Origin of the sequence: Paenibacillus senegalensis JC66 (assembly GCF_000285515.1) — a bacterium.
Taxonomy (GTDB): Bacteria; Bacillota; Bacilli; order Paenibacillales; family NBRC-103111; genus Paenibacillus_L; species Paenibacillus_L senegalensis.
This window is the reverse complement of record NZ_HE610960.1, coordinates 362997-382825: the sequence shown is the minus strand read 5'-3', so window position 1 is coordinate 382825 and position 19829 is coordinate 362997. Positions and strand designations below refer to the sequence as shown.

19 protein-coding genes and 1 pseudogene are annotated in these 19829 nt (G+C 50.7%); 19 read left to right on the top strand and 1 reads right to left on the bottom strand.

The annotated features are described in order from the left end of the window. The first annotated feature begins 468 nt into the window (after positions 1-468). The 18 genes from PSHG_RS17385 to PSHG_RS17310 all read left to right on the top strand — a co-directional run bounded on the left by PSHG_RS17385 (position 469) and on the right by PSHG_RS17310 (position 18030). Positions 469-1452: a helix-turn-helix transcriptional regulator gene (locus PSHG_RS17385; protein ID WP_010275317.1), complete on the top strand. Its 984-nt coding sequence runs from the start codon at positions 469-471 to the stop codon at positions 1450-1452. A 157-nt stretch (positions 1453-1609) separates the two neighbouring features. Continuing rightward, on the top strand, positions 1610-2818 hold the full coding sequence (locus tag PSHG_RS28000) for an MATE family efflux transporter (protein ID WP_210436476.1): 1209 nt from the start codon (positions 1610-1612) through the stop codon (positions 2816-2818). 11 nt (positions 2819-2829) lie between these two features. Then, positions 2830-2997: a hypothetical protein gene (locus PSHG_RS31215; protein ID WP_210436475.1), complete on the top strand. Its 168-nt coding sequence runs from the start codon at positions 2830-2832 to the stop codon at positions 2995-2997. Positions 2998-3103: 106 nt separating this feature from the next. Continuing rightward, the gene (locus PSHG_RS17375; RefSeq protein ID WP_010275314.1) at positions 3104-3709 is read left to right on the top strand and encodes an MptD family putative ECF transporter S component; all 606 of its coding nucleotides are present in this window, start codon (positions 3104-3106) and stop codon (positions 3707-3709) included. A gap of 2 nt (positions 3710-3711) precedes the next feature. Next, positions 3712-5556 (top strand): ABC transporter ATP-binding protein, encoded by a 1845-nt coding sequence (locus tag PSHG_RS17370; RefSeq protein WP_010275311.1) that lies wholly within the window; start codon positions 3712-3714, stop codon positions 5554-5556. Further along, positions 5553-7295: an ABC transporter ATP-binding protein gene (locus PSHG_RS17365; protein WP_010275309.1), complete on the top strand. Its 1743-nt coding sequence runs from the start codon at positions 5553-5555 to the stop codon at positions 7293-7295. Before PSHG_RS17370 ends, PSHG_RS17365 begins: the two co-directional genes overlap by 4 nt. Then, complete coding sequence (locus PSHG_RS17360; RefSeq protein ID WP_148497781.1) at positions 7292-7987, top strand: energy-coupling factor transporter transmembrane component T; 696 nt, start codon at positions 7292-7294, stop codon at positions 7985-7987. Before PSHG_RS17365 ends, PSHG_RS17360 begins: the two co-directional genes overlap by 4 nt. Further along, on the top strand, positions 7984-9417 hold the full coding sequence (locus PSHG_RS27995; protein WP_010275304.1) for an ABC transporter ATP-binding protein: 1434 nt from the start codon (positions 7984-7986) through the stop codon (positions 9415-9417). Before PSHG_RS17360 ends, PSHG_RS27995 begins: the two co-directional genes overlap by 4 nt. A 339-nt stretch (positions 9418-9756) precedes the next feature. Further along, positions 9757-10026: a 30S ribosomal protein S14 gene (gene rpsN, locus PSHG_RS17350; protein ID WP_026021441.1), complete on the top strand. Its 270-nt coding sequence runs from the start codon at positions 9757-9759 to the stop codon at positions 10024-10026. A gap of 205 nt (positions 10027-10231) precedes the next feature. Continuing rightward, a complete protein-coding gene (locus PSHG_RS27990; protein WP_454185240.1) occupies positions 10232-10531 on the top strand; it encodes a DUF3024 domain-containing protein in 300 nt (99 codons plus the stop codon). Between the two features lie 484 nt (positions 10532-11015). Next, complete coding sequence (locus PSHG_RS17340; protein ID WP_010275298.1) at positions 11016-12239, top strand: GTP-binding protein; 1224 nt, start codon at positions 11016-11018, stop codon at positions 12237-12239. Between the two features lie 47 nt (positions 12240-12286). Further along, entirely contained in the window at positions 12287-12436 is a 150-nt protein-coding gene (gene rpmG, locus PSHG_RS27985; protein ID WP_010275295.1) for a 50S ribosomal protein L33, read from the top strand. Between the two features lie 75 nt (positions 12437-12511). After that, the gene (locus tag PSHG_RS17335) at positions 12512-13717 is read left to right on the top strand and encodes an ABC transporter substrate-binding protein (RefSeq protein WP_010275284.1); all 1206 of its coding nucleotides are present in this window, start codon (positions 12512-12514) and stop codon (positions 13715-13717) included. Next, positions 13717-14832 (top strand): FecCD family ABC transporter permease, encoded by a 1116-nt coding sequence (locus tag PSHG_RS17330; RefSeq protein ID WP_010275281.1) that lies wholly within the window; start codon positions 13717-13719, stop codon positions 14830-14832. The genes PSHG_RS17335 and PSHG_RS17330 overlap by 1 nt, the downstream gene beginning before the upstream one ends. 18 nt (positions 14833-14850) lie before the next feature. After that, positions 14851-15618, top strand: coding sequence for an ABC transporter ATP-binding protein (locus tag PSHG_RS17325; RefSeq protein WP_235782082.1), 768 nt, complete (start codon positions 14851-14853; stop codon positions 15616-15618). 133 nt (positions 15619-15751) lie between these two features. Further along, the gene (locus PSHG_RS17320; protein ID WP_010275275.1) at positions 15752-16627 is read left to right on the top strand and encodes a class I SAM-dependent methyltransferase; all 876 of its coding nucleotides are present in this window, start codon (positions 15752-15754) and stop codon (positions 16625-16627) included. Between the two features lie 45 nt (positions 16628-16672). Continuing rightward, positions 16673-17362, top strand: a complete 690-nt coding sequence (locus PSHG_RS17315; protein WP_010275273.1) for a class I SAM-dependent methyltransferase — start codon at positions 16673-16675, stop codon at positions 17360-17362. A gap of 212 nt (positions 17363-17574) precedes the next feature. Then, entirely contained in the window at positions 17575-18030 is a 456-nt protein-coding gene (locus PSHG_RS17310; RefSeq protein ID WP_010275267.1) for a Fur family transcriptional regulator, read from the top strand. Between the two features lie 45 nt (positions 18031-18075). On the opposite strand, the pseudogene PSHG_RS27980 reads toward PSHG_RS17310, so the two are convergent. Then, positions 18076-19084: pseudogene (locus PSHG_RS27980) on the bottom strand (CobW family GTP-binding protein). Positions 19085-19447: 363 nt separating this feature from the next. Here PSHG_RS27980 and PSHG_RS17300 point away from each other — a divergent pair. Beyond that, on the top strand, positions 19448-19825 hold the full coding sequence (locus tag PSHG_RS17300; protein ID WP_010275262.1) for a (2Fe-2S) ferredoxin domain-containing protein: 378 nt from the start codon (positions 19448-19450) through the stop codon (positions 19823-19825). Positions 19826-19829 lie beyond the last annotated feature (4 nt).

Below are 19829 nucleotides of genomic sequence, written 5' to 3'. Positions count from 1 at the left end.
AATTTTCTCGCATAAGCCATCGATAGTCGCATTGGATGAGAATGGCAGCAGATATCACAATGGCAGGCAGAACGGGTACTTGTATTTAATTGATGAGGTGATCGAAACGGATGATGTTTACCCGCATCCGAGACGACTATGAGGCCGGGAGAGGAATGGCTGACTGCCAGGAAATTAAAAGTTAAGAAAATCGCAGAGACCAAGCCTGATTCAAAAGAGCAGTTGTCAATCGAAGATGAAATGATATTACAAAGGAAATTAAACAGAAAGTAACCTTAGCAGCGTTACGATAGGATGACGCTTCCGGAATGATGACCTTTCAGTCCCAACCGGGAGCTTTTTTAACGACAAAAATTTTACCAAGGTAAAAATAATTGCATATATGAAAAACTTTTCTGTTCGTGTATACTGGATCGTGAAGACCGCTACTTTTGAAATTGAGATCGTGTAGAACGGAGGACTATAATTGTGAAACTGCAAGTAGGTACCGATAGCTTGGAAAAAGTGTTCCAGGAGTTTGAATATAACGTCCATCTATCCTCACAGCAAGCAGAGCATGAAATATACTCCATACCGACTGAAATCGGAGAGGGGACCTGTCAACGGATTTATTTGAAGAAAGGATTGGAAATCAATTGGTTTGACGCCAGATTTCGCGATTTGTTTGCTTTGGATATCGATGTTCAATATCCTCATTTGGAAATTTCATACTCTTTAGAAGGAAGTGGGAACTGGGAACTATCAGGCGGCTCGCGCAACTATGATTTAAAATCAGGAACCTCTTCACTGCTCTTTGTCCGTGATGAAAAAGTTCATGCCGAGCTTTCTCCGCATGAACGTATGCTGCAAATGGAGATTCGTATGGACATACGGCATTTGAATATGCACCTTCCCGAACTAGACTCTTTTCTGGAGAAATCGTTCTTCTGTACACAAGTGGCGGATGCCCCTCAGATTTCGCTTATTGTGGAACAAATGAAACAGTGTCCTTATTCCGGCGCCCTTCGAAGACTTTACTTAGAAGGGAAGGCATACGAATTGTTAGCCTTTCATTTGGATCATGCAGGGGCAAAAAGAGAGCAGAGCAAGTCCCAACTGACCGCGGAAGATATTCGCTGCCTCTACGAGGCTAGGCAATTTTTATCTCATACGTGGAGGCAGCCGCCTAGTTTGGTGGAGCTTGCGAGACTATGCGGCCTCAACGATTACAAGCTCAAGCTCGGCTTTAAAGAGCTTTTCGGCACAACGGTATTTGGTTATGTGCGCAGTTTGCGAATGAATGAGGCAAGAAAAATACTTGAAGAGGGAAAGGTGAATGTGAGCGAAGCCGCTAGTATGGTCGGTTATCACAATTTCAGCCACTTCTCCGCCTTATTCCGCAAAACTATTGGCTATAACCCTAGTGAAGTAAGGAGAGCTTCCTTCCATTCCAGTCAAACCTCCAACACTTAAAAATCCGTTCAGCGTTATGAATAATCCGTCTGCTGGTGGAGGAAGAAGAGCAACAAATGAAATAATGAAATCCAGCCTGCGGACCAACTGCCGCTAATCAGCCAGCAAGATTTGCCGTGATCATTCATAACCGACAATAGATGAAAGGGATGGTTTGATGGAGAGCATTCAAGCAGAAGTGGATGAGAAGGAGAAGCAAAAGCAGTTCATCTTGAATGGGAACATGTGGAGCGTAATGTTCAAATTATCATGGCCGGCGATCATTGCTATGGTGCTGTATGGCTTGAACGCTGTGATTGCGGCTATTTTTGTGGGGCGCTACGTAGGAGAGAATGCCCTGGCAGGTATATCGGTGGCATACCCTTTAACGCAGATCAGCTTGGGCATCGGCTCTTTGATCGGCGTTGGCGCCGGATCGGTGCTAAGCATTGCTATTGGCCGAGGGGATGCAGCAACCCAGCATCGTTTGCTGGGAAATGTTAATTTTCTTTCTTTAATAGTAACGCTCCTTTATATGATCTTGGGGCTGCTATTCTCGACTCAACTGCTGAAGATGATGGGCGGGGAAGGCGAAGCCTTATTGCTGGGAGATCAATACTTTAGAATTACCGTGATCGGTGCGTTTTTTTGGATTTATGGCCTGGCAGCCAACATGATCGTAAGAGCCGAGGGCAAGATGAAATCGGCGGCAGTTGTTATGGGCATCGGTTTAGCGGCCGACATTCTGGCCAACTTCATTCTGGTCGCCGCCCTGGATCTAGGCGTAGAAGGAGCTGCATGGGCGACCAATATCGGTATGATAGTCTACACTTTGCTTGGGTTCATTTATTTCGGCAAAGGATTGTCTTCCTTCCAGACAAGGGCATTCTCCTTTCATGTGGACGCAGCAGCCATTAAATCGATCATCGGTCTGGGCTTGTCTTCCTTCATCATGATCGTGATGAGCCTGCTGCAAGCCGTTGTTGTTTTCAATGCGCTCGCTCAATATGGCACCGTATTTGATATTGCTTTTTACGGTGTTGTTTATCGCGTGTTTACTTTTTTGCTAACACCTATTTTCGGACTAATGCGTGCTTTGCAGCCGGTAATTGGAATTAATTATGGTGCAGATCAGTATGGGCGTGTGATGAGTGCGTACGTCATTTTTTCGCTGGTTTCGATGCTGTTGACCTTGCCCTTCTGGATTATTTCCTTGATTGCTCCTGAGACTATTCTTGCATTTATGCTGCCTGATCAAATATTCACAGAGACCTATTTAATGTACTTCCGAATTTATATGGGGATCCTTCCTGTTTTGTCGATGGTGTTCATGGCTATGACTTTTTTTCCTGCGGCAGAGGAAAACCTGCGGCCCTCATTGGGATAGCCCGGCAATTCGTGTTTTTTGTACCGGTGATGCTGCTGCTGCCTAAGTGGACGGGGATCGCGGGCATTTACTGGGGATCGCTTGGGATTGACGCTATTATTGTGCTGTGGACGGTACTCATGGTGAAGAAGCAATTTGCTGTATTCCGTTCCAAAGACAAGCAAATAGCTGTCAACTAATTGAAAAATTTTAGATTGAAAGATTGACAAGGTAGGTTATAATCGTAATTATTACAATTACTATCATGAGTGTACTTATCTGAAACTAGAGATGGAGGCGAAGCAGATGAAGGTCAAACTGAAAACAAAAGATTTCATCCTTATTGGAGTATTCAGCGTTTTGATTTATGTCGTCAATGCAGTTGTCGGATTCGCTTTGATGCCCGTGATGGCTACTTCCGCCATGCCGCTTACTTCTGGTGTCTGCTTGTTTTTCTCCGCGGTGGTATATCTGATCATGGCTATTAAGATCGGGAAAAAAGGGGGGCTGTTTCTGCTATCGATCGTGACGGGATTAATCTATACGATTATGGGCGTTCCGCTTATGCTGCTTTTCTTTGCTGCGGCAGGACTGCTCGGAGAGGCTGTGCTTATCCCCGGCGACGGCAGCCAATATCGGCGGCTCTCCAGACAAGCGATTGCTTACGCTGTGTACGGAGCGTTATTCGGAGTGGGCGGCTATGTCACTATCTATGTATACGGCAGCGACTACCTGGAAAGTGTGTATTCGGCCGATATACGCGACCGCATGCTGTATTTTGCTTATTCACCGGCATGGATGACAGCGAGCATAGTCTTTTCGTTCGGAATGAGCCTGCTCGGCAGCTTATTTGCCGCGAAGCTGCTGAATCGGCATTTCGTTAAAGCAGGCATGCTAAGAAAGGCGGGATAAAGGTGAATACCCGTTCTGATCTTTCCAGCCTGATTCGTATCGCCGCCGAGAAAAAGGGGATTCTGCTGGCAGCATGCCTTTTTTCGGTTGTGTCCAGTGTGCTGCAGATCGTTCCCTTCATCGCGGTTTATCGCATTGTCGAGGAATTGCTGCTGCATGCGCAGCAGCCTGCAGGCATCGACAAAAATTTGATTATATTCTGGGGCCTAGCCGCTCTAGCGGCCTTGGCCGCTGTACTGGTGACGCTGTATATCGGCGCAATGTGCTCGCATATCGCTGCTTTTGACATTCTGTATCGGCTTCGAGTGAGGCTGTCCGAGCACGTTGCCAAAGTGCCGATGGGGTATCATACGCGAACCGCTACAGGCGAATTGAAAAAAATCATCGAGGTCAGCGTTGAAAAAATCGAAAAGTTCATCGCCCATCAGCTCCCGGATGTTGTAAGCGCGATCATAATGCCCCTGCTTCTGCTCGGCTACTTATTCTGGCTTGATTGGCGGATGGCCCTCGTGCTGCTCGTGCCGATCGGAGTCTCTTTTTGGCTGCAGGCCCGCATGTTTGGCAGCGAGACTGGCAGGCAAGCGTATCGCGAGTTTCAGTTTGCCGTGGAAGAGATGAATGCGACCGGAGTGGAATACATCCGGGGCATGCCGGCTGTTAAGGTGTTCGGCATCACGGCAGATTCGTTTCTGACCTTCAAGCAGGCGGTTGACCGGTATCGTGATATTTCGCTGCGCATCACAAACCTTGTGAAGAGATCCTTTACCTTGTTTTTCGTTATTGTCGTCTCGTTGTTTACGTTCGTCGTTCCCGTCGGACTTCTGCTGATGAGCGGCCGGCCAGGCGATCAGTCGTTTGCCATTACCTTCATTCTGTTTCTGATCGTCTCTCCGAGCTTGTCGGTTCCGCTATTAAAAATACTGTACCTGGGCGGCGGATTGCGGGAAGTTGTAGAAGGCAACAAACGGATCGAGGCGGTGTTTGCAGAACCGGTCACCGTAGAACCGGCCGCACCCCTCATGCCCGCTGCTTACGAGATTGCGTTCGAGAACGTGAACTTTGCTTACGAGAATGAGGATAGCAAAGATTACAAGCCGGTGCTGAAAGGCCTTAGCTTCGTGGCGCGTGCAGGTGAAATGACGGCGCTCGTTGGCCCTTCCGGGGGCGGTAAGTCGACGATAGCTAACTTGCTGCTGCGGTATTGGGATGTGCAGGAGGGGAGCATTACGATCGGCGGCGTGCCGATCCGCGACATCGGGACGGAGAAGCTGATGGAGCTGGTGTCGTTTGTATTCCAGGATGTCCATCTGTTCTACGATACGATCGAAGAGAATATACGTATGGGCAACACCAAGGCGACCAAAGAGGAAGTAGTGGCGGCAGCCAAAGCAGCCTGCTGTCATGCATTCATCGAGAAGCTGGAGCACGGCTACGAGACGAAGATCGGCGAAGGCGGCACCTACTTGTCAGGCGGGGAGGCGCAGCGGATTGCGATTGCCCGTGCGCTGCTCAAGGATGCGCCGATCCTCGTGCTCGACGAAGCGACGGCGTATGCGGATGCCGAGAATGAGCATTTGATTCAGCAGGGGCTGGCGGAGCTGGTCAAGGGCAAAACCGTTCTGATCATAGCGCACCGGTTGTCCACTATCCGTGCTGCGGAGCAGATTCTCGTCGTGAAGGAAGGCGAAATCGTTGAACGGGGAACGCATGACGAGCTGCGCATGTACGGAGGGGTTTACGAGCAGATGTGGCAAGCCCATGTCCGTGCAGCCTCATGGAAGCTGGCGGCGAAGGAAAGACGCTTTCCGAAGCAGGCGAACGAAGCAGTAGGAGGAGGGCAGCGATGAAGAACTATTTCTATAATATCTCCGGGGGGAATATCGGCAGCTTGCGGGCCCCTGTTGCAGCTGCCCTATTAGATGGCCTCGTTAAAATAGTTCCCGCTGCGCTGCTCGTTGATATTTTTAATACGGTGTACCGCTCGTTCGCTCAGCCGGAGACGGGTCTCGATACCGGGCGGATGTGGATCGTCTGCGCAATCATGTTCCTCTGGCTTGCCGTCATGTATGCCGCTTATGCTTCCTTATACGACAAAACGTACCGGGTGGCCTACAGCTTGGCTGCATCAGGCCGGCTGCGGCTGGCCGAACACATTCGCCGCTTGTCGCTCGGCTTTTTCGGCCAGCGCGATCCGGGCGATCTGACCAATTTGCTGTTAAGCGACTATGCGCAAGTCGAGCAGACGATTTCCCATAACGTACCGCAGCTCGTCAGCGCGATCATGCTGCCAGTAATCTCATTGGCTGCCCTGTTGTTCGTTGACTGGCGGATGGCGCTAGCCATGTTCATCGCCATTCCGTTTGGCGGACTGCTTCTGTGGGCAACCGACACGATCCAGGTGCGACTGAGCGAGCGGCATGTCCGAGCCAAGAACGAAGCCGCCAGCCGTCTGCAGGAATATTTGGCCGGTATTCGCGAGATCAAGGCTCACAACATCGGCGGGCAAAGGTTCGAACGGCTGCGCCAGTCCTTCGACCAGTTGAAGAGCGCTTCTATCCGCCTAGAAGGAGTGATGGGGCCAATGATTATGGGGGCGATGCTGCTGGCCCGCTCCGGCATGACGTTGATGATTGGTCTCGGCAGTTATTTGCTAGTGGGCGGCACCCTGTCGCTGCCTGTTTTTCTGCTGTTCCTGCTTATTGGCACGAAGGTGTTCGAACCGCTCACTGCCGTCCTCACAAATTACGCAGAGATGCGCTATTCCGCCTACAGTGCGCAGCGGATAATGGACGTTCGGCAGGAAGCCCCGATGCAGGGAGAGCTCGGGATCTTGCCTCGGCAGCGGATCGCATTCGATCGTGTGACATTCGGGTACGATTCAGACACGCCGGTGCTGAAAGACTTGTCGTTCACGATCGAGCCGAATACGATCACGGCACTGGTCGGGCCGTCCGGGAGCGGTAAAAGCACGATAGCGAAGCTCATCGCCCGATTTTGGGAAGTGCAGGAAGGGACGATTACGATCGGCGGCGTGCCGATCCGCGACATCGATCCGGAGAAGCTGCTTGCCGGCATTTCGATGGTGTTTCAAGATGTGTACTTATTCCAGGATACGATTGGCAACAACATTCGTCTCGGCAAAAAGGACGCGACCCAGGAAGAGGTGGAGGAGGCGGCTAAGCGAGCCTGCTGTCACGACTTCATCTCCAGCCTGCCGCAAGGCTATGATACTCCAGTAGGAGAAGGCGGCTCGACGCTTTCCGGAGGCGAGAAGCAGCGAATCTCGATTGCCCGCGCTTTGCTGAAGAACGCTTCAATCGTGCTGTTGGATGAAGCGACAGCTTCGCTCGATCCGGAAAATGAGGAGGCCGTGCAGCAGGCGATTAACGAACTCGTCTCTGACAAGACGGTGATCCTGATTGCTCATCGCTTGAAGACAATCCGGCATGTGGATAACATCCTGGTGCTGGATCAGGGTGAGCTGGTGGAAGCGGGCACGCACGACGAACTGCTTGCGCGGGAGGGGCTGTATGCGAAATTGTGGCGGCTGCAGCAAAATACGGACGGATGGCGGATCAAACGATGAAAAGGCGCATCGGATTCGATCCACGTGTTCAATTGCTTATCGTCCTGATCACGGGCTTGGTCTCCTTTCTAGGGGAGCTTCATACCTTCCCATGGCTCATCGGCTTTATTGCCTTGTATTTAGCGGTGCAGGGGATATATAAACCAACGCTCTGGTTTCTGCTCACAGCTGCCTTGTTGTATGCCGCAAAAGAGTGGAGCCCTGCTTCTCCAACGGGACTATGGACGATTGTCGCATTCTTTTCCCTGCTTGGCCTGCGTCTGCTGCCTGTATTGATGGCTGCTGTCTCGCTGGGAAGAGTGCCTGCGGGACAGCTGATCGTCGCGCTTCGCACCGTCCGTATTCCGATGGGAGTACTTGTTGCCCTGGCGGTCAGCACACGTTTTTTACCCATCCTAAGACTGGAGCAGGAGGCGATTCAAACAAACGCAAGGCTGAGAGGGGTGTCTGCCGCTTCTCCGCGCAATTGGCTGCGTCCACTGCGTACGTTCGAGTATACGATTGTCCCGCTCTTGATGCGCAGCCTGAAAATTGCCGACGAATTGGCTGCTTCAGCGGCAACTAAAGGAATTGATCATCCGGGCCCAAAAACAAGCCTCTATCCTGTTGCCCTGCGGTGGCAGGATGCCGCAGTATTACTCGTTTATTCATGCTGCTTGATCGCCTTATTCGGTTATGGAGGACTTAAATGAAATCGTCAATTATCGTAGATATCCGCAATGTATCTTTTCAATATCACGACTCAGGCGAACAGCTTAAACAGGTGAGCCTGGCGATTCGGGAGGGAGAATGCGTCGTTGTGACAGGGCCTTCGGGCAGCGGAAAGACGACACTCACCAGGCTGGTTAACGGCTTAATCCCGCATTTTTACGAGGGCCAGCTTAACGGCACGATATCACTGGGCGGCAACAGCGTGGCGGATATGGAGCCATGGTCCATCGGACGCCTCGTGGGCAGCGTGTTTCAGGATTCCCGCAGCCAATTTTTCACTTCGATCGTCGAGGAGGAAATTGCGTTCTGCGGGGAAAATTACGGGATGGATGGGCAAGTTATTAGGGAGCGGGTGGATCAGTTAGCGGAAGAAGGAGGGCTCTCGCACTTGCTGCACAGCGAAGTCCACAGGCTGTCCAGCGGCGAAAAACAGAAGGTGGCCGTCGCCTCAGCACGGCTGACCGATCCCGCGCTGCTCGTCATGGATGAGCCTTCGGCCAATCTCGATATGACGGCTACCCGCCAATTGGCAGAACAGCTGGCTGACCTGAAGGCTCAAGGCAAAACGCTAATTATCGCCGAGCATCGATTGTATTATTTGCTGCCATTCGCCGACCGGGTGATCTGTATGCATGGTGGCGAGATCGCAGCCGAATGGACTCCATCCGAGCTGCTCGCTTTGCCGCAAGAACGGCTGGCTGATTATGGGCTGCGTTCGCCTGTCATCCGCCCATCGCTTGCTGACAGGAAAGGAGGGAGCCCGGTGGGAGAGAGAATGGCTTTGCGGCAAGTCGCAATATCGCCTGGACGTTTCCATGGAACCGTATTGTCCGAGGTCAGTTTTTCCTTGCGGGCGGGAGAGGTAATCGCAGTTGTAGGCCCCAACGGAACTGGCAAGACGACGCTTGCCAAATCGCTTTGCGGGCTCGTTCAGGAGCGCTCCGGTACGATCGTGATGGACGGCAAGCCGGCGAAAGCCAAAGAACGCATGCGCAGGCTGTGGTTTGTCATGCAGGAAAGCGACTATCAATTGTTTGCGGACAGCGTGCTAAAGGAACTCATGCTGTCGCATGAAAAGGAGGCGGACGCAGTTGAACGAGCGGAAAGACTGCTCAAAGAGCTGGATTTGTGGGAGGTCCGCGATCGTCACCCTGCATCATTGTCTGGCGGGCAAAAGCAGCGTCTTGTCTTCGCTGTCGGATTGATGAACCGCCCCGATATGCTCATCTTAGATGAGCCGACCTCAGGCCTGGACGGCCGCAATATGCGCCGAGTCGTGAGGCTGATTCGCCAAATGGCTGATAATGGCGCAACTGTATTGGTCATTACACACGACCATGAATTGGTGTTCGGAGCCTGCGACCGGCTGCTGTTTTCCGTGACAATCGGCTGCAAAGAGACTTGCCTGTGACCCATGAGCAGGCCGAAGAAGTGATGCGGCTAATGGAGTTCCTGCAAACAAATTAACGTGAGGCGTGTGCCGCTTGAGGATTTAGCGAAAGGCGTGTGCCGCTCGAATTGTATCCTTAGGCGGGCGCCATACGAGTATGCGGCGAAAGGCGTTCCGCTTGAGGATTTAGTCAGAGTGGGCGTAATCGAGAGTATGCAGAGAAAGGCGTGTACCGTTAGAGTATTCATATTGTGTGTGATGGACGGCAAAGAATGGCACCTGCGACAAACCTAAGGTTTGAAGTTTGACATCAATGCGGTTATAATAATAGTAATATTTACGAATAAGGAGGAGTTTCACATCGCTAAGAAATCGAAAGTCGCCAAGGAAAAGAAAAGACAAGCTGCTGTTGCCAAGTATGCCGAGATCAGAAGAGAGCTTAAGGAAAAGAAAGACTATGAAGGATTAAGCAAACTGCCGAGAGATGCTTCCCCAACCAGGCTGCATTCCCGCTGCCAAGTAACAGGCAGGCCGCGGGGATATTTACGCAAATATAAAGTATCCCGCATTGTATTTCGCGAACTGGCTCATAAAGGGCAAATACCCGGAGTTAGAAAATCCAGCTGGTAAATGTGCATTTTGCAGCATAATAGGATTCCTTCGGCAAGCGGCAACTAATCTAGACACAAGGCAAATCTCTAGACACAAGGTAAATCGCTATGCTCATGGTTTGTTTTGTTAAAAAATCCCCATTGGAATTTGTGCAAAATGCTTAGCGGCTGATATCGGAGGAGAAGAGTTTATGGATCCATTTACAATTTACCGGCTCTAAAAAATTTTAGATGGATACATTGAAGTAAAAGTTCCCAGGGGTGTGCGTTCCTCGGTCCGCATTTTCTACGAATGGGGAGACGATCAACTGACTTTATGGGAAGAGCGGCCGGATTATCACAGCCGCCAATGGGTTCGCACAGGGATTGCCCAATTTCAGCTGAAAAATGGCAAATGGAGCGTATTGGCGTATAACGGAGGCCGGCAATGGGCTGGTGTGAAATCCATTAGCCCTCATTGGGATTTCGAACGTCAGCTGGAACAGGTTGAATTGGATCATGAAGGAGTTTTTTGGATTTCATAGCCCTTATGGCTTGACGGTAAATTCGAGCGAAGCAGAGGTGAGCCAGTCTGTGGTAGACAGTGTGCGGTGAGCGAACCAGAGGTTGCTGAGGCGAAATGTATGACCGTTTGGTTTGAGAGATAAATTCGTGTTTTTTGAATTGACAGAATGAAGGTTTGTTGCTAGACTATTTCAAGTGTAATTATTACTAATAAGGCGAAATAGCTTGTTTTTTTGTCGGTTCAAATAGTAATAATTACACAAAAGAACGAAACAGCCTCACAGTCTCGAGCTGCCTTGCAGTATAACAATTGTTCTACAACTCCTTGTATCTGTGCCGCGGAATCATATCACAAGGAAATGCAGACTCTAGAAATGCAGCTGCTTGAAAATTCTGGTAACACAAGTTTAGCAATAGAATCTCCAGCAGCACGAATTTAGCCAGCTCAAACGCTGACAACGAAATTCTGGCGAATAGTCAAGTTTAAACAAAGAAGGTGATGGAATGACCACGAACAAGCTGCCTGTAACTGTCCTGAGCGGTTACCTCGGCTCGGGTAAAACAACGGTGCTCAACCATGTGCTGAACAACCGCAGCGGACTGCGGGTTGCTGTGATTGTTAATGATTTAAGTGAAGTGAATATTGATGCTTCGCTCGTTAAAGACAGTGGCGGACTCTCGCGCACAAATGAAAAACTGGTGGAAATGTCCAATGGCTGCATCTGTTGTACCCTCCGCGAGGATTTGCTGCTCGAGGTGGAGAAGCTGGCGAAGGAAAACCGTTTCGATTATATCCTGATCGAATCGACAGGTGTAGGCGAGCCGGTTCCGGTTGCGCAGACGTTCTCTTATATCGATGAAGAGCAGGGCATCGACCTGTCCCAATTCTGCCGCTTGGATTGTATGGTGACCGTCGTTGACGCCTACCGGTTCTGGCACGACTTTTCATCCGGCGAGACACTGCTGGAGCGCAGCCAGGCTGTTGGTGAAGATGATACACGTGAAGTGGTTGATCTGCTGATTGATCAGATTGAGTTTTGTGATGTTCTTCTGCTCAATAAATGCGACTTGGTGGGTGAAGAGGAGCTCGAGGAGCTGGAAGGAGTCTTGAGGAAGCTTCAGCCGCGGGCAAAGATCATTCGAACCGAGCAAGGCAGGGTGGATCCGTCCGAGATTCTAAATACCGGACTGTTCAATTTTGAGGAAGCCAGTACGTCAGCAGGATGGATTAAGGAAATGGAAAAGGAGTCTCATACACCGGAGACAGAGGAGTACGGCATTTCTTCCTTTGTATACGAGCGTCAGAAGCCGTTTCACCCAGGAAGGCTGATGCAGTGGATGGAAGACTGGCCGGTTGAAGTCGTCAGGGCAAAGGGAATGGTCTGGCTGGCTACCCGCAATTCGCACGCGCAAAGTTTGAGCCAGGCAGGGCCTTCCATTCAGTTTGGCCCTTCCGGTTATTGGATTGCTGCCCTGCCGGAGAATGAGCGGGAAGCAATGCTGCAGGATGAGCCTGAGCTCGCAGTCCAGTGGCATTCTCTCTACGGTGATCGCATCAACAAAGTGGTGTTTATCGGGATCGAGATGAATCGGGCTGAGCTTGTCGCAAGCTTGGATGCATGTTTGTTAACCGATGCCGAAATGACTCAGGACTGGAGCCAGTTTCCAGACGAGTTTCCGAATATAGCTGCGACGGAAGAGGCACAAACGGCGGCATCCATGAACTAGAAGGTTTTGACGAATTTCATTTCATTAAAAAGCGGAGGTGTTTTGCCATGAGAGTTATTGTTACATTAGCATGTACGGAGACGGGAGACCGTAACTATACGACCACGAAGAACAAGAAAACTCATCCGGAGCGGTTGGAGCTTCGCAAGTATAGCCCGCGTCTGAGACGGATGACCTTGCATCGGGAAACGAGGTAATCTTGCCCGGACTAATGTCCGGGTATTTCATTCCACATTAATCGTAAATATTACATATTACGGAGGAGAGGCAAGTTGTTCACCCGAAATTTAGTCAAGACAGGCGGCTTCACAAGCTTGATCTGTGCAATCATTATCGCGCTTTTGGTCACAGGATGCTCGGCCGACAAGAGCGCTCCCGAGCCGAATGTGGCAGGGGAACAGTCCGGGCAAACAAATTCAGGGGAACAATCCGGGCAAGCTAGTCCGCCAGCAGAGACTGAGCCGGCCACTTGGACGTTCACGGACACAAGCGGCAAGCAAATTACACTGGATATTCCGATTGAGACGGCGGTCGTCATCAACCGGAATACGGCAGAAGCGATCACTCTTCTCGGAGCGGGCGATCGGATTATTGCTACTGGCGACAATACGGTCAAAAACAACCCGTATCTCGGTCTCGACAGCTTGCCGGAGGTCGGGGAAACCGGACAGGTTAATCTCGAAACGATTCTCAGCTTGCGGCCGCAGGTTGTATTCGCTTATACGAATCGGCCCGATGAGCAGCTGGAAGAAAAACTGGAGCCTGCCGGTATTAAGGTCATCCGCATGAACAATTACTTGCCAGATCAGGTCGATGAAGAATGGAAACTGCTTGGCAAGCTATTCGCTCAAGAAGAGAGGGCTGAGCAGTTTCTGGAATGGAAGCAGCAAATCGAAAGCATCCCGGCTGAACGGATCCAAACGATAGATGAAGGTGATAAAAAGAGCGTCATGGCGCTGTCCGCAGGTTTTCTGAACTCCAATGGGGGCTATCGCATTTTTCCGAGCGAATCGTTAGGCGGTGAGCCAGGAGTCGGTGAAGGCTACGCCACGATTTTGGCTGGGGGCAAAGATGCGGCCGATTTGCAGTGGAATCCGGCTGAAGCCTCGACGACGATCATGGTCGATGAAGAATATGTGCTTACGCGAAATCCGGACGTCATTACGCTGCACGGCACCTGGCTTGGCGGGTATGAGGCCGTAGATGCGGAGCCGCTTGAAGAGGCATTTTCCAATATTGTATCGATCTCATCTATTGACCAGCTAAATGCCGGAAAAAATCGGGAAGTGTATTTTTTCCATACGAATTTTATCGGGTCGGATAAACGGTATATCGGGGTGCTGCAGCTTGCCAAATGGCTGTATCCCGACCGCTTTGAGGATGTTGACCCGGAAGCTTTCGCCAAACAATATTTTGAACAATGGCTTGGCGTTCCTTATCAAGGGATTTGGTATTATTCGTTCAAGGAGAATCATTGATGGAGAAATCGATTCGCCACAACGAGACGCAGTCACTGGAATCAGTAGAGCCCGTATCGCCAGCTCGCCCTATGGCATTCCTGTATCGCAGCAGCTCTCTGCGCAAGCTTCTCCTGCTTGCCCTGCTTCTTGTTTTGCTGGTGCTTGTAGCAGCAGCGGCGGTTATGAAAGGCTCGGCCAATGTGCCGCTGCAGGATCTGTGGGCGATGCTGACGGGAGGCGCGGTAGATGAAATGAACGCATATATCGTGCGTGAAGTCCGCCTTCCGCGAATTGTCATGGCGGTGGTGACCGGCATAGCTCTCGCTGCCGCAGGCGCAATTATGCAGGCGCTGCTGCGCAATCCGCTGGCGGACCCGTTCACGCTGGGCGTTTCCAGCGGGGCCTCGTTCGGCGCAGCGCTCGCCATTGTGGCGGGCGCCAGCGCTTTTGGCATCAATCTTGTCCATAGCGGACAATGGCTGATCGCTTTCAATGCTTTTGTATTCGGTTGTTTGGCCGTAGGGGTCGTCTACGGTATCGCTCGCTTGAGAAGCAGCTCCACTACGGTGCTGCTGCTTGCAGGCGTGGCAATCGGCCAATTGTTCGCAGCTGGTGTATCGGCGCTCAAGTATTTTTCCAATAACGAGGCGCTCAAAGATTTGATCGTCTGGCTCATGGGCGGCTTTTGGGGAGCCAAATGGGAAGTACTGCACATTCTTTTGCCGTTATTTGCTGTATCGCTCATCGTATTGATGAAATACGCATGGGATTTGAACGCACTCGTATCCGGTGAGGAGGTTGCGCAGACGCTCGGCGTCAAAGTGAAGCGAATGCGCTGGATCTGTCTGCTTGTGGTGACGCTGATGGCGTCGACCACGATAGCTTTTACCGGGATTATCGGGTTCATCGGGCTGGTGGCGCCGCATATCAGCCGGATGTTGATCGGCACGGATTACCGCTATTTACTGCCCTGCTCATGCCTGACCGGAGCTTTGCTTCTGCTGTTGTCGGATACCGTTGCCCGGCTGCTGCTGTCTCCGATCGAGATTCCGGTCGGGATCGTGACTGCCTTTTTCGGCGCACCTTTTTTCGTTTACTTGCTAATCAAAAAACGCCGGGAGTACTGGACGTAAGGGGGGAGAGCCTTGTTTGTGAACATTGCGGGCTTGTCGTTTGGTTACCGTTCTGCGGTCATCCTGCGTAATATTCATATGACCCTCAGCAAGGGCGAGGTGACCAGCATTGTTGGGCCGAATGGGGCGGGAAAGACAACGCTGCTCAAAAGCATGGCCTCTATTCTTCCGCCACAGAAGGGGGCAGTGAAGATCGGCGGTGTGGATGTTCGTTCGATCCGATCAACCGATCTGGCGAAAATTCAGGCTTATGTGCCGCAGCAAGCTTCATCCGGATTCCCGTTTACGGTCCTGGAAACGGTGATGCTTGGACGCAAGCCCTACATTCGTTGGGGAGTTAAGCAGCAGGATTTGCACATTGTCGAGACTTTGCTTGCCGAGCTTCGATTGGAGCACTATGCCGAGCGATATATGGATGAGCTGAGCGGAGGCGAACGGCAGAAAGTGTTGATCGCCCGCGCGTTGGCTCAACAGCCGGATATGCTGCTGCTCGATGAGCCGACTTCTGCGCTAGACATCCGTCATCAGCTTGAAGTGCTGGAAATCGTCCGCGGGTTGGCGAAGCGTTCCGGAATTCTGGTTGTACTGATTTTGCACGATCTGGAGCTGGCTGCCCGCTATTCGGATGTCGTTTATATGCTCAAGGACGGCACTGTATTTGCCAGCGGCTCACCAGAAGAAGTGTTTACCGCCCCCAATATGGAGGCCGTTTATGGGGTGCGAATGGAAATTGAACAGGCGGCTCACGGGATGAAAATGACCGCTGTAGAGCCGCTGCCGGTATAGCAAACTGATGCTAGCGATACAGCAAACTAGCAAACCGAAGCTAGCAAACCAGCAAACCAGCAAACTGAAGCTAGCGACACAGCGGTTAAGGCCCTTGTTGTTGCAGGCATTCTAGGGCAGAAGGAGGAATTTTATGTATCACGGTGTGCGATTTGACATGAATTTCAAACAGCTCTGGCAGGAAGGAATGAAGGACTGGAATGGCGAGCTGCCGGAACGAATGACGGATGATAGCAAGGAAGAAGCGTTCTGGGAAACGTTTATTCCGAAAAAAGCGAATGCGCTGGATGACTATGCGGCAGCTATTCGGACTGAGCTTCTCCGTCTCATTGAGCCTGGTGACAGTGTGCTGGAGGTCGGTCCGGGCTGGGGCAATTACACGTTTGCTGCCGCGGAGAAGGCCTCTGAGCTGACTTGTGTGGACAGTTCCCGCATTGTGCTCGATTATTTGCAGGAGGAGACCAGGCGGCAAGGTCTTCCGCATACCCGGTTCATTCACGCCAAGTGGGAAGAGTATATGCCGCCTGCTGAATCCTTTGACGTGGTCTTTGGGATCAACTGTTACTACAGGATGCAGCAGATTGACCAGGCGCTTCTGAACATGAACTTTGCAGCTAAACGCCTGGCGATCATTGGACTGACTAGCGGGCCGGAAAAACCGCACTTGTATGAAATCCATCGTCAGCTCGGCTGCAAAATCAAATTTCAGCGGCGGGATTACATCTATTTAACTAATATGCTGTATGAGTTAGGAATCGATGCCAGCTGCAAGATTATTGATCTGCAGCGGACCTACCGCTACGACAGCGAAGAACAGCTGATTAAGGACAATCTGGCCGCTATTCTGGATACGGACTATGACCGTAAAGCTGCGGAAGCCATCCTCCATCAATATGTGACTGAACACAATGGAGGGTATCTGTACACACACCAGTTCAAAGCGGCGCTCTTGTATTGGAGACCGGAAAAGCTTCATACGAGCCGGGCATTAAAAGTCGAAGGAGCATGAATTCTAGTAGTAATAATTACTAAAAATGGGGAGGGAATGAGCGGCATGAAGGAGGAATCGTTGTATGACCGTTGGTGGCACGAACCTTCGGAAGACGAGCAGACCATGGAGGATAGCCATGGCCCCTTTTGGGAGAAGGTGCTGGATCATATGGTGGAAAAGGAGCGGATGAGTGATCTAAGCATTCTCGATTTTGGCTGCAATCAGGGCGGGTTTCTGCGGTTTCTTTACGCACGTTATCCGTTCAAGGAGGCTGTTGGAACCGATCTGGGTGTTGAATCGATACGGGTAGCAAATGAGCGGAAAGGAGACTTGCCGATCACGTATACAGCAACGGCGTCTCCGGAACAATGGGGTCAGCGCTTCGATCTGGCCATTAGCACCGCGGTTATTTATCTGATCGCTGATCTGCGGGAGCACGCCCGAAAAATGAAAGCAGCGCTCAAGCCCGGAGGCGTATATTATGCAAGCTATAGCGATTACAGCAACAACCCGAGCCTGCCTCAAATGCGGGAGAAAATCAACCGCGGCGGCAAACTTTCCATGAATCTTCACTCGCTCGATGATATTGCCGGGGCTTTCTTCGCGGAAGGGTTCGCGGCGGGCATTACCCGACTGACTCCAAAAACATTCATACCGTTGTCCCCCAATGAGCGATTTTTCCAAAATGTGCGGGATCGCGTTCAATATGAGTATGAAGAAGCTTATTTGTTTCGCTTTACAGCGCCTCTATAGAGGCTGATCAGACTCGCACTTATGGAATGAATGCTGCTTTTTGACATTCACTTAGCATCCCCATTTCTTGCCGTGTATGAAAACATTATCTGCGGACTGGTACTTGCGAGATGTCTAGGTATTCTTGCGCTAACGCTCGTCCTCGTTCGAAGCAGCGGTGCACGATCAGCGAAGCGGCAGCGAAAGCTTGTAGAAGGAGGAGTGGTCAATTAATGGGTGCAGCTAACCAAATGAATCAAATGCTCGAAGCCATGAACCGGAACGGCCTTCGAGTCACCGAACAGCGCCGGACACTCATGCAAATTTTTACAGATCATGAAAAATACTTGACTCCGAAAGACGTTTATAATCACATGAGCAAGCTGTATCCCAGCGTCAGTTTTGGTACGGTATATCGAAATTTGCGTCTTTTAAGTGATATGGGGGTGCTGGAACAGGTTTATTTCATGGACAGCGGGTTGAAATTCAAACGCTGCTGTTTGACGCATCATCATCACCATTTGATTTGTTTGGGCTGCGAGAAAACGGTGCCTTTCGATTTTTGTCCGATGGATCATCTGATGGATTTGCCCAAAAACTTTAAAGTTACCGATCATCGCTTTGAAATTTATGGCTTTTGCGAGCAGTGTCAGATTTATTCCGCAATAACAAAACCTCGCAGCCAGTAATCAGCATTGCTCGGCTGCGAGGCCTTTTCTTTACTTTATAATCGGTCAGCTGGCCACACAATCGGCAAACTGTTTGCGGAACCATTCCTCATCCAGATTGCGGCCAATGATCACAAATTCGCTGATCGGCACTTCATTTTGACGCCAATCCCGGTCGGGATAAGAGCCAAACAGCATATGGATCCCTTGGAATACAACGCGTTTCTTGACTCCCTTAATGTTCAGGACACCTTTGTAGCGGAATGTATCCACGCCGTGATCGACGAGCCACTCCTTAATAAAACGTTCCACCTTGTCCAAGTCAAGCGGACGCGTCTCACGGAAGAAGAGCGAGGTGACCTCATCATCATGGTCATGATCATGCGCTTCCTCTTCAAGAAATCCGGGTTCGATCTCCAGTTTTTTCTCCAGATCGAAGGCGCCGATTCCGAGAATTTGTTTGATATCTATTTGTGCCTGCTGGGTACGGTAAAGCTTGGCAGCCGAATTCATCGTATGTAGGCGCTGTTCCAGCTTTTGGAGCTCTTCTTCGGAAACGAGGTCCGTTTTGTTCAGAAGCAGAACGTCCGCGAAGGCGACTTGTTCCTGTGCCTCGTGGCCTTCGTCGAGATGCTGTCCGACATGTTTAGCGTCTACGACCGTTACGATGGCATCGAGCTTGAAAAATTGGGAAATCTCAGGGTCTACAAAAAAGGTTTGGGCTACCGGAGCCGGATCGGCGAGTCCTGTCGTTTCGATAAGCACGCGATCAAAATCCGCTTTGCGGCCGCCGCCTGTGCCGAGCTTCGCTTCCATGAGCTGACCGAGAATACGAATTAGGTCCCCTCGTACTGTGCAGCAAATACATCCGTTGTTCATTTCGAAGATTTCCTCATCCGCACCGACGACCAGCTGATTATCAATACCTACCTCGCCAAACTCGTTAACGATGACCGCAACTTTTTTCTCCATGATCGGCTGTAAGTACATGGTTCAGCAGCGTTGTTTTGCCAGCGCCCAGGAATCCGGTAAGGACCGTAACGGGAACACGAGGATCGGCTTGCAAATTTGACATAAAGTTCACTCCTTTATAAGCATTTCTTAATTGTAAAATTTACTATTTATTGAGTATAAACCTCCTTTTTTCATTTGTCAAACATCCTGGCAACGACCGCGGATTAGCAAACCAAGCGGAGTACGGTTGGATCGAAAAAACTAACACCTTAACACCTGAGCGAACAAAGTATGACTGAACAAAGTACGGTAGAGTTGGCAAAGCATAGCCGCGCCGGACGAAGTATGGTAGAGTTGGCAAAGCATAGCCGCGCCGGACAAAGTATGTTGAACAGAACATAGTTTGTATGTATAATCGTAATAATTACTAATTAAGTATAGGCGACATTCAATTACTCATCATTTTCAGAAAGGAGATATATTCATGACAACATGGAATTTGCAAGAGACCAGCTGCCATCTGCTCATATGCAACGGCGGCAGCTGTATGATGCGGCAAGCTGAAGAGGTGACCCAAGCGATCCGGGATGAAATTGCCCTGCTCGGAGCGGATAAACGGATTCATACTACGAGAACCCGCTGCAATGGGCGATGCGCGGATGCTTGTGTAGTGATCGCCTATCCGGATGGAATATGGTATAAGGACATTTCTCCGGAATCGGGAAGGAAGATTGTTCGCAAGCATCTTGTGGGAAAACGGCTGGACGAACAAATAGCCTATACGTTCGATCATCACTTTATTGCTTCTGGGCGCTCCGTCGCAGGTAAAGAGAAGATCGCGGGCAGGCCGTCGTTATTTTAGAGCA

Excerpts from the sequence above, each read along its gene's own strand:
- PSHG_RS27995 (WP_010275304.1), top strand. The coding sequence starts at position 7,984 with ATGAAATCGTCAATTATCGTAGATATCCGCAATGTATCTTTTCAATAT.
- PSHG_RS17330 (WP_010275281.1), top strand. The coding sequence starts at position 13,717 with ATGGAGAAATCGATTCGCCACAACGAGACGCAGTCACTGGAATCAGTA.
- rpmG (WP_010275295.1), top strand. The coding sequence starts at position 12,287 with ATGAGAGTTATTGTTACATTAGCATGTACGGAGACGGGAGACCGTAAC.
- PSHG_RS17315 (WP_010275273.1), top strand. The coding sequence starts at position 16,673 with ATGAAGGAGGAATCGTTGTATGACCGTTGGTGGCACGAACCTTCGGAA.
- PSHG_RS17365 (WP_010275309.1), top strand. The coding sequence starts at position 5,553 with ATGAAGAACTATTTCTATAATATCTCCGGGGGGAATATCGGCAGCTTG.
- PSHG_RS28000 (WP_210436476.1), top strand. The coding sequence starts at position 1,610 with ATGGAGAGCATTCAAGCAGAAGTGGATGAGAAGGAGAAGCAAAAGCAG.
- PSHG_RS17320 (WP_010275275.1), top strand. The coding sequence starts at position 15,752 with ATGTATCACGGTGTGCGATTTGACATGAATTTCAAACAGCTCTGGCAG.
- PSHG_RS17300 (WP_010275262.1), top strand. The coding sequence starts at position 19,448 with ATGACAACATGGAATTTGCAAGAGACCAGCTGCCATCTGCTCATATGC.
- PSHG_RS17360 (WP_148497781.1), top strand. The coding sequence starts at position 7,292 with ATGAAAAGGCGCATCGGATTCGATCCACGTGTTCAATTGCTTATCGTC.
- PSHG_RS17340 (WP_010275298.1), top strand. The coding sequence starts at position 11,016 with ATGACCACGAACAAGCTGCCTGTAACTGTCCTGAGCGGTTACCTCGGC.
- PSHG_RS17375 (WP_010275314.1), top strand. The coding sequence starts at position 3,104 with ATGAAGGTCAAACTGAAAACAAAAGATTTCATCCTTATTGGAGTATTC.
- PSHG_RS17310 (WP_010275267.1), top strand. The coding sequence starts at position 17,575 with ATGGGTGCAGCTAACCAAATGAATCAAATGCTCGAAGCCATGAACCGG.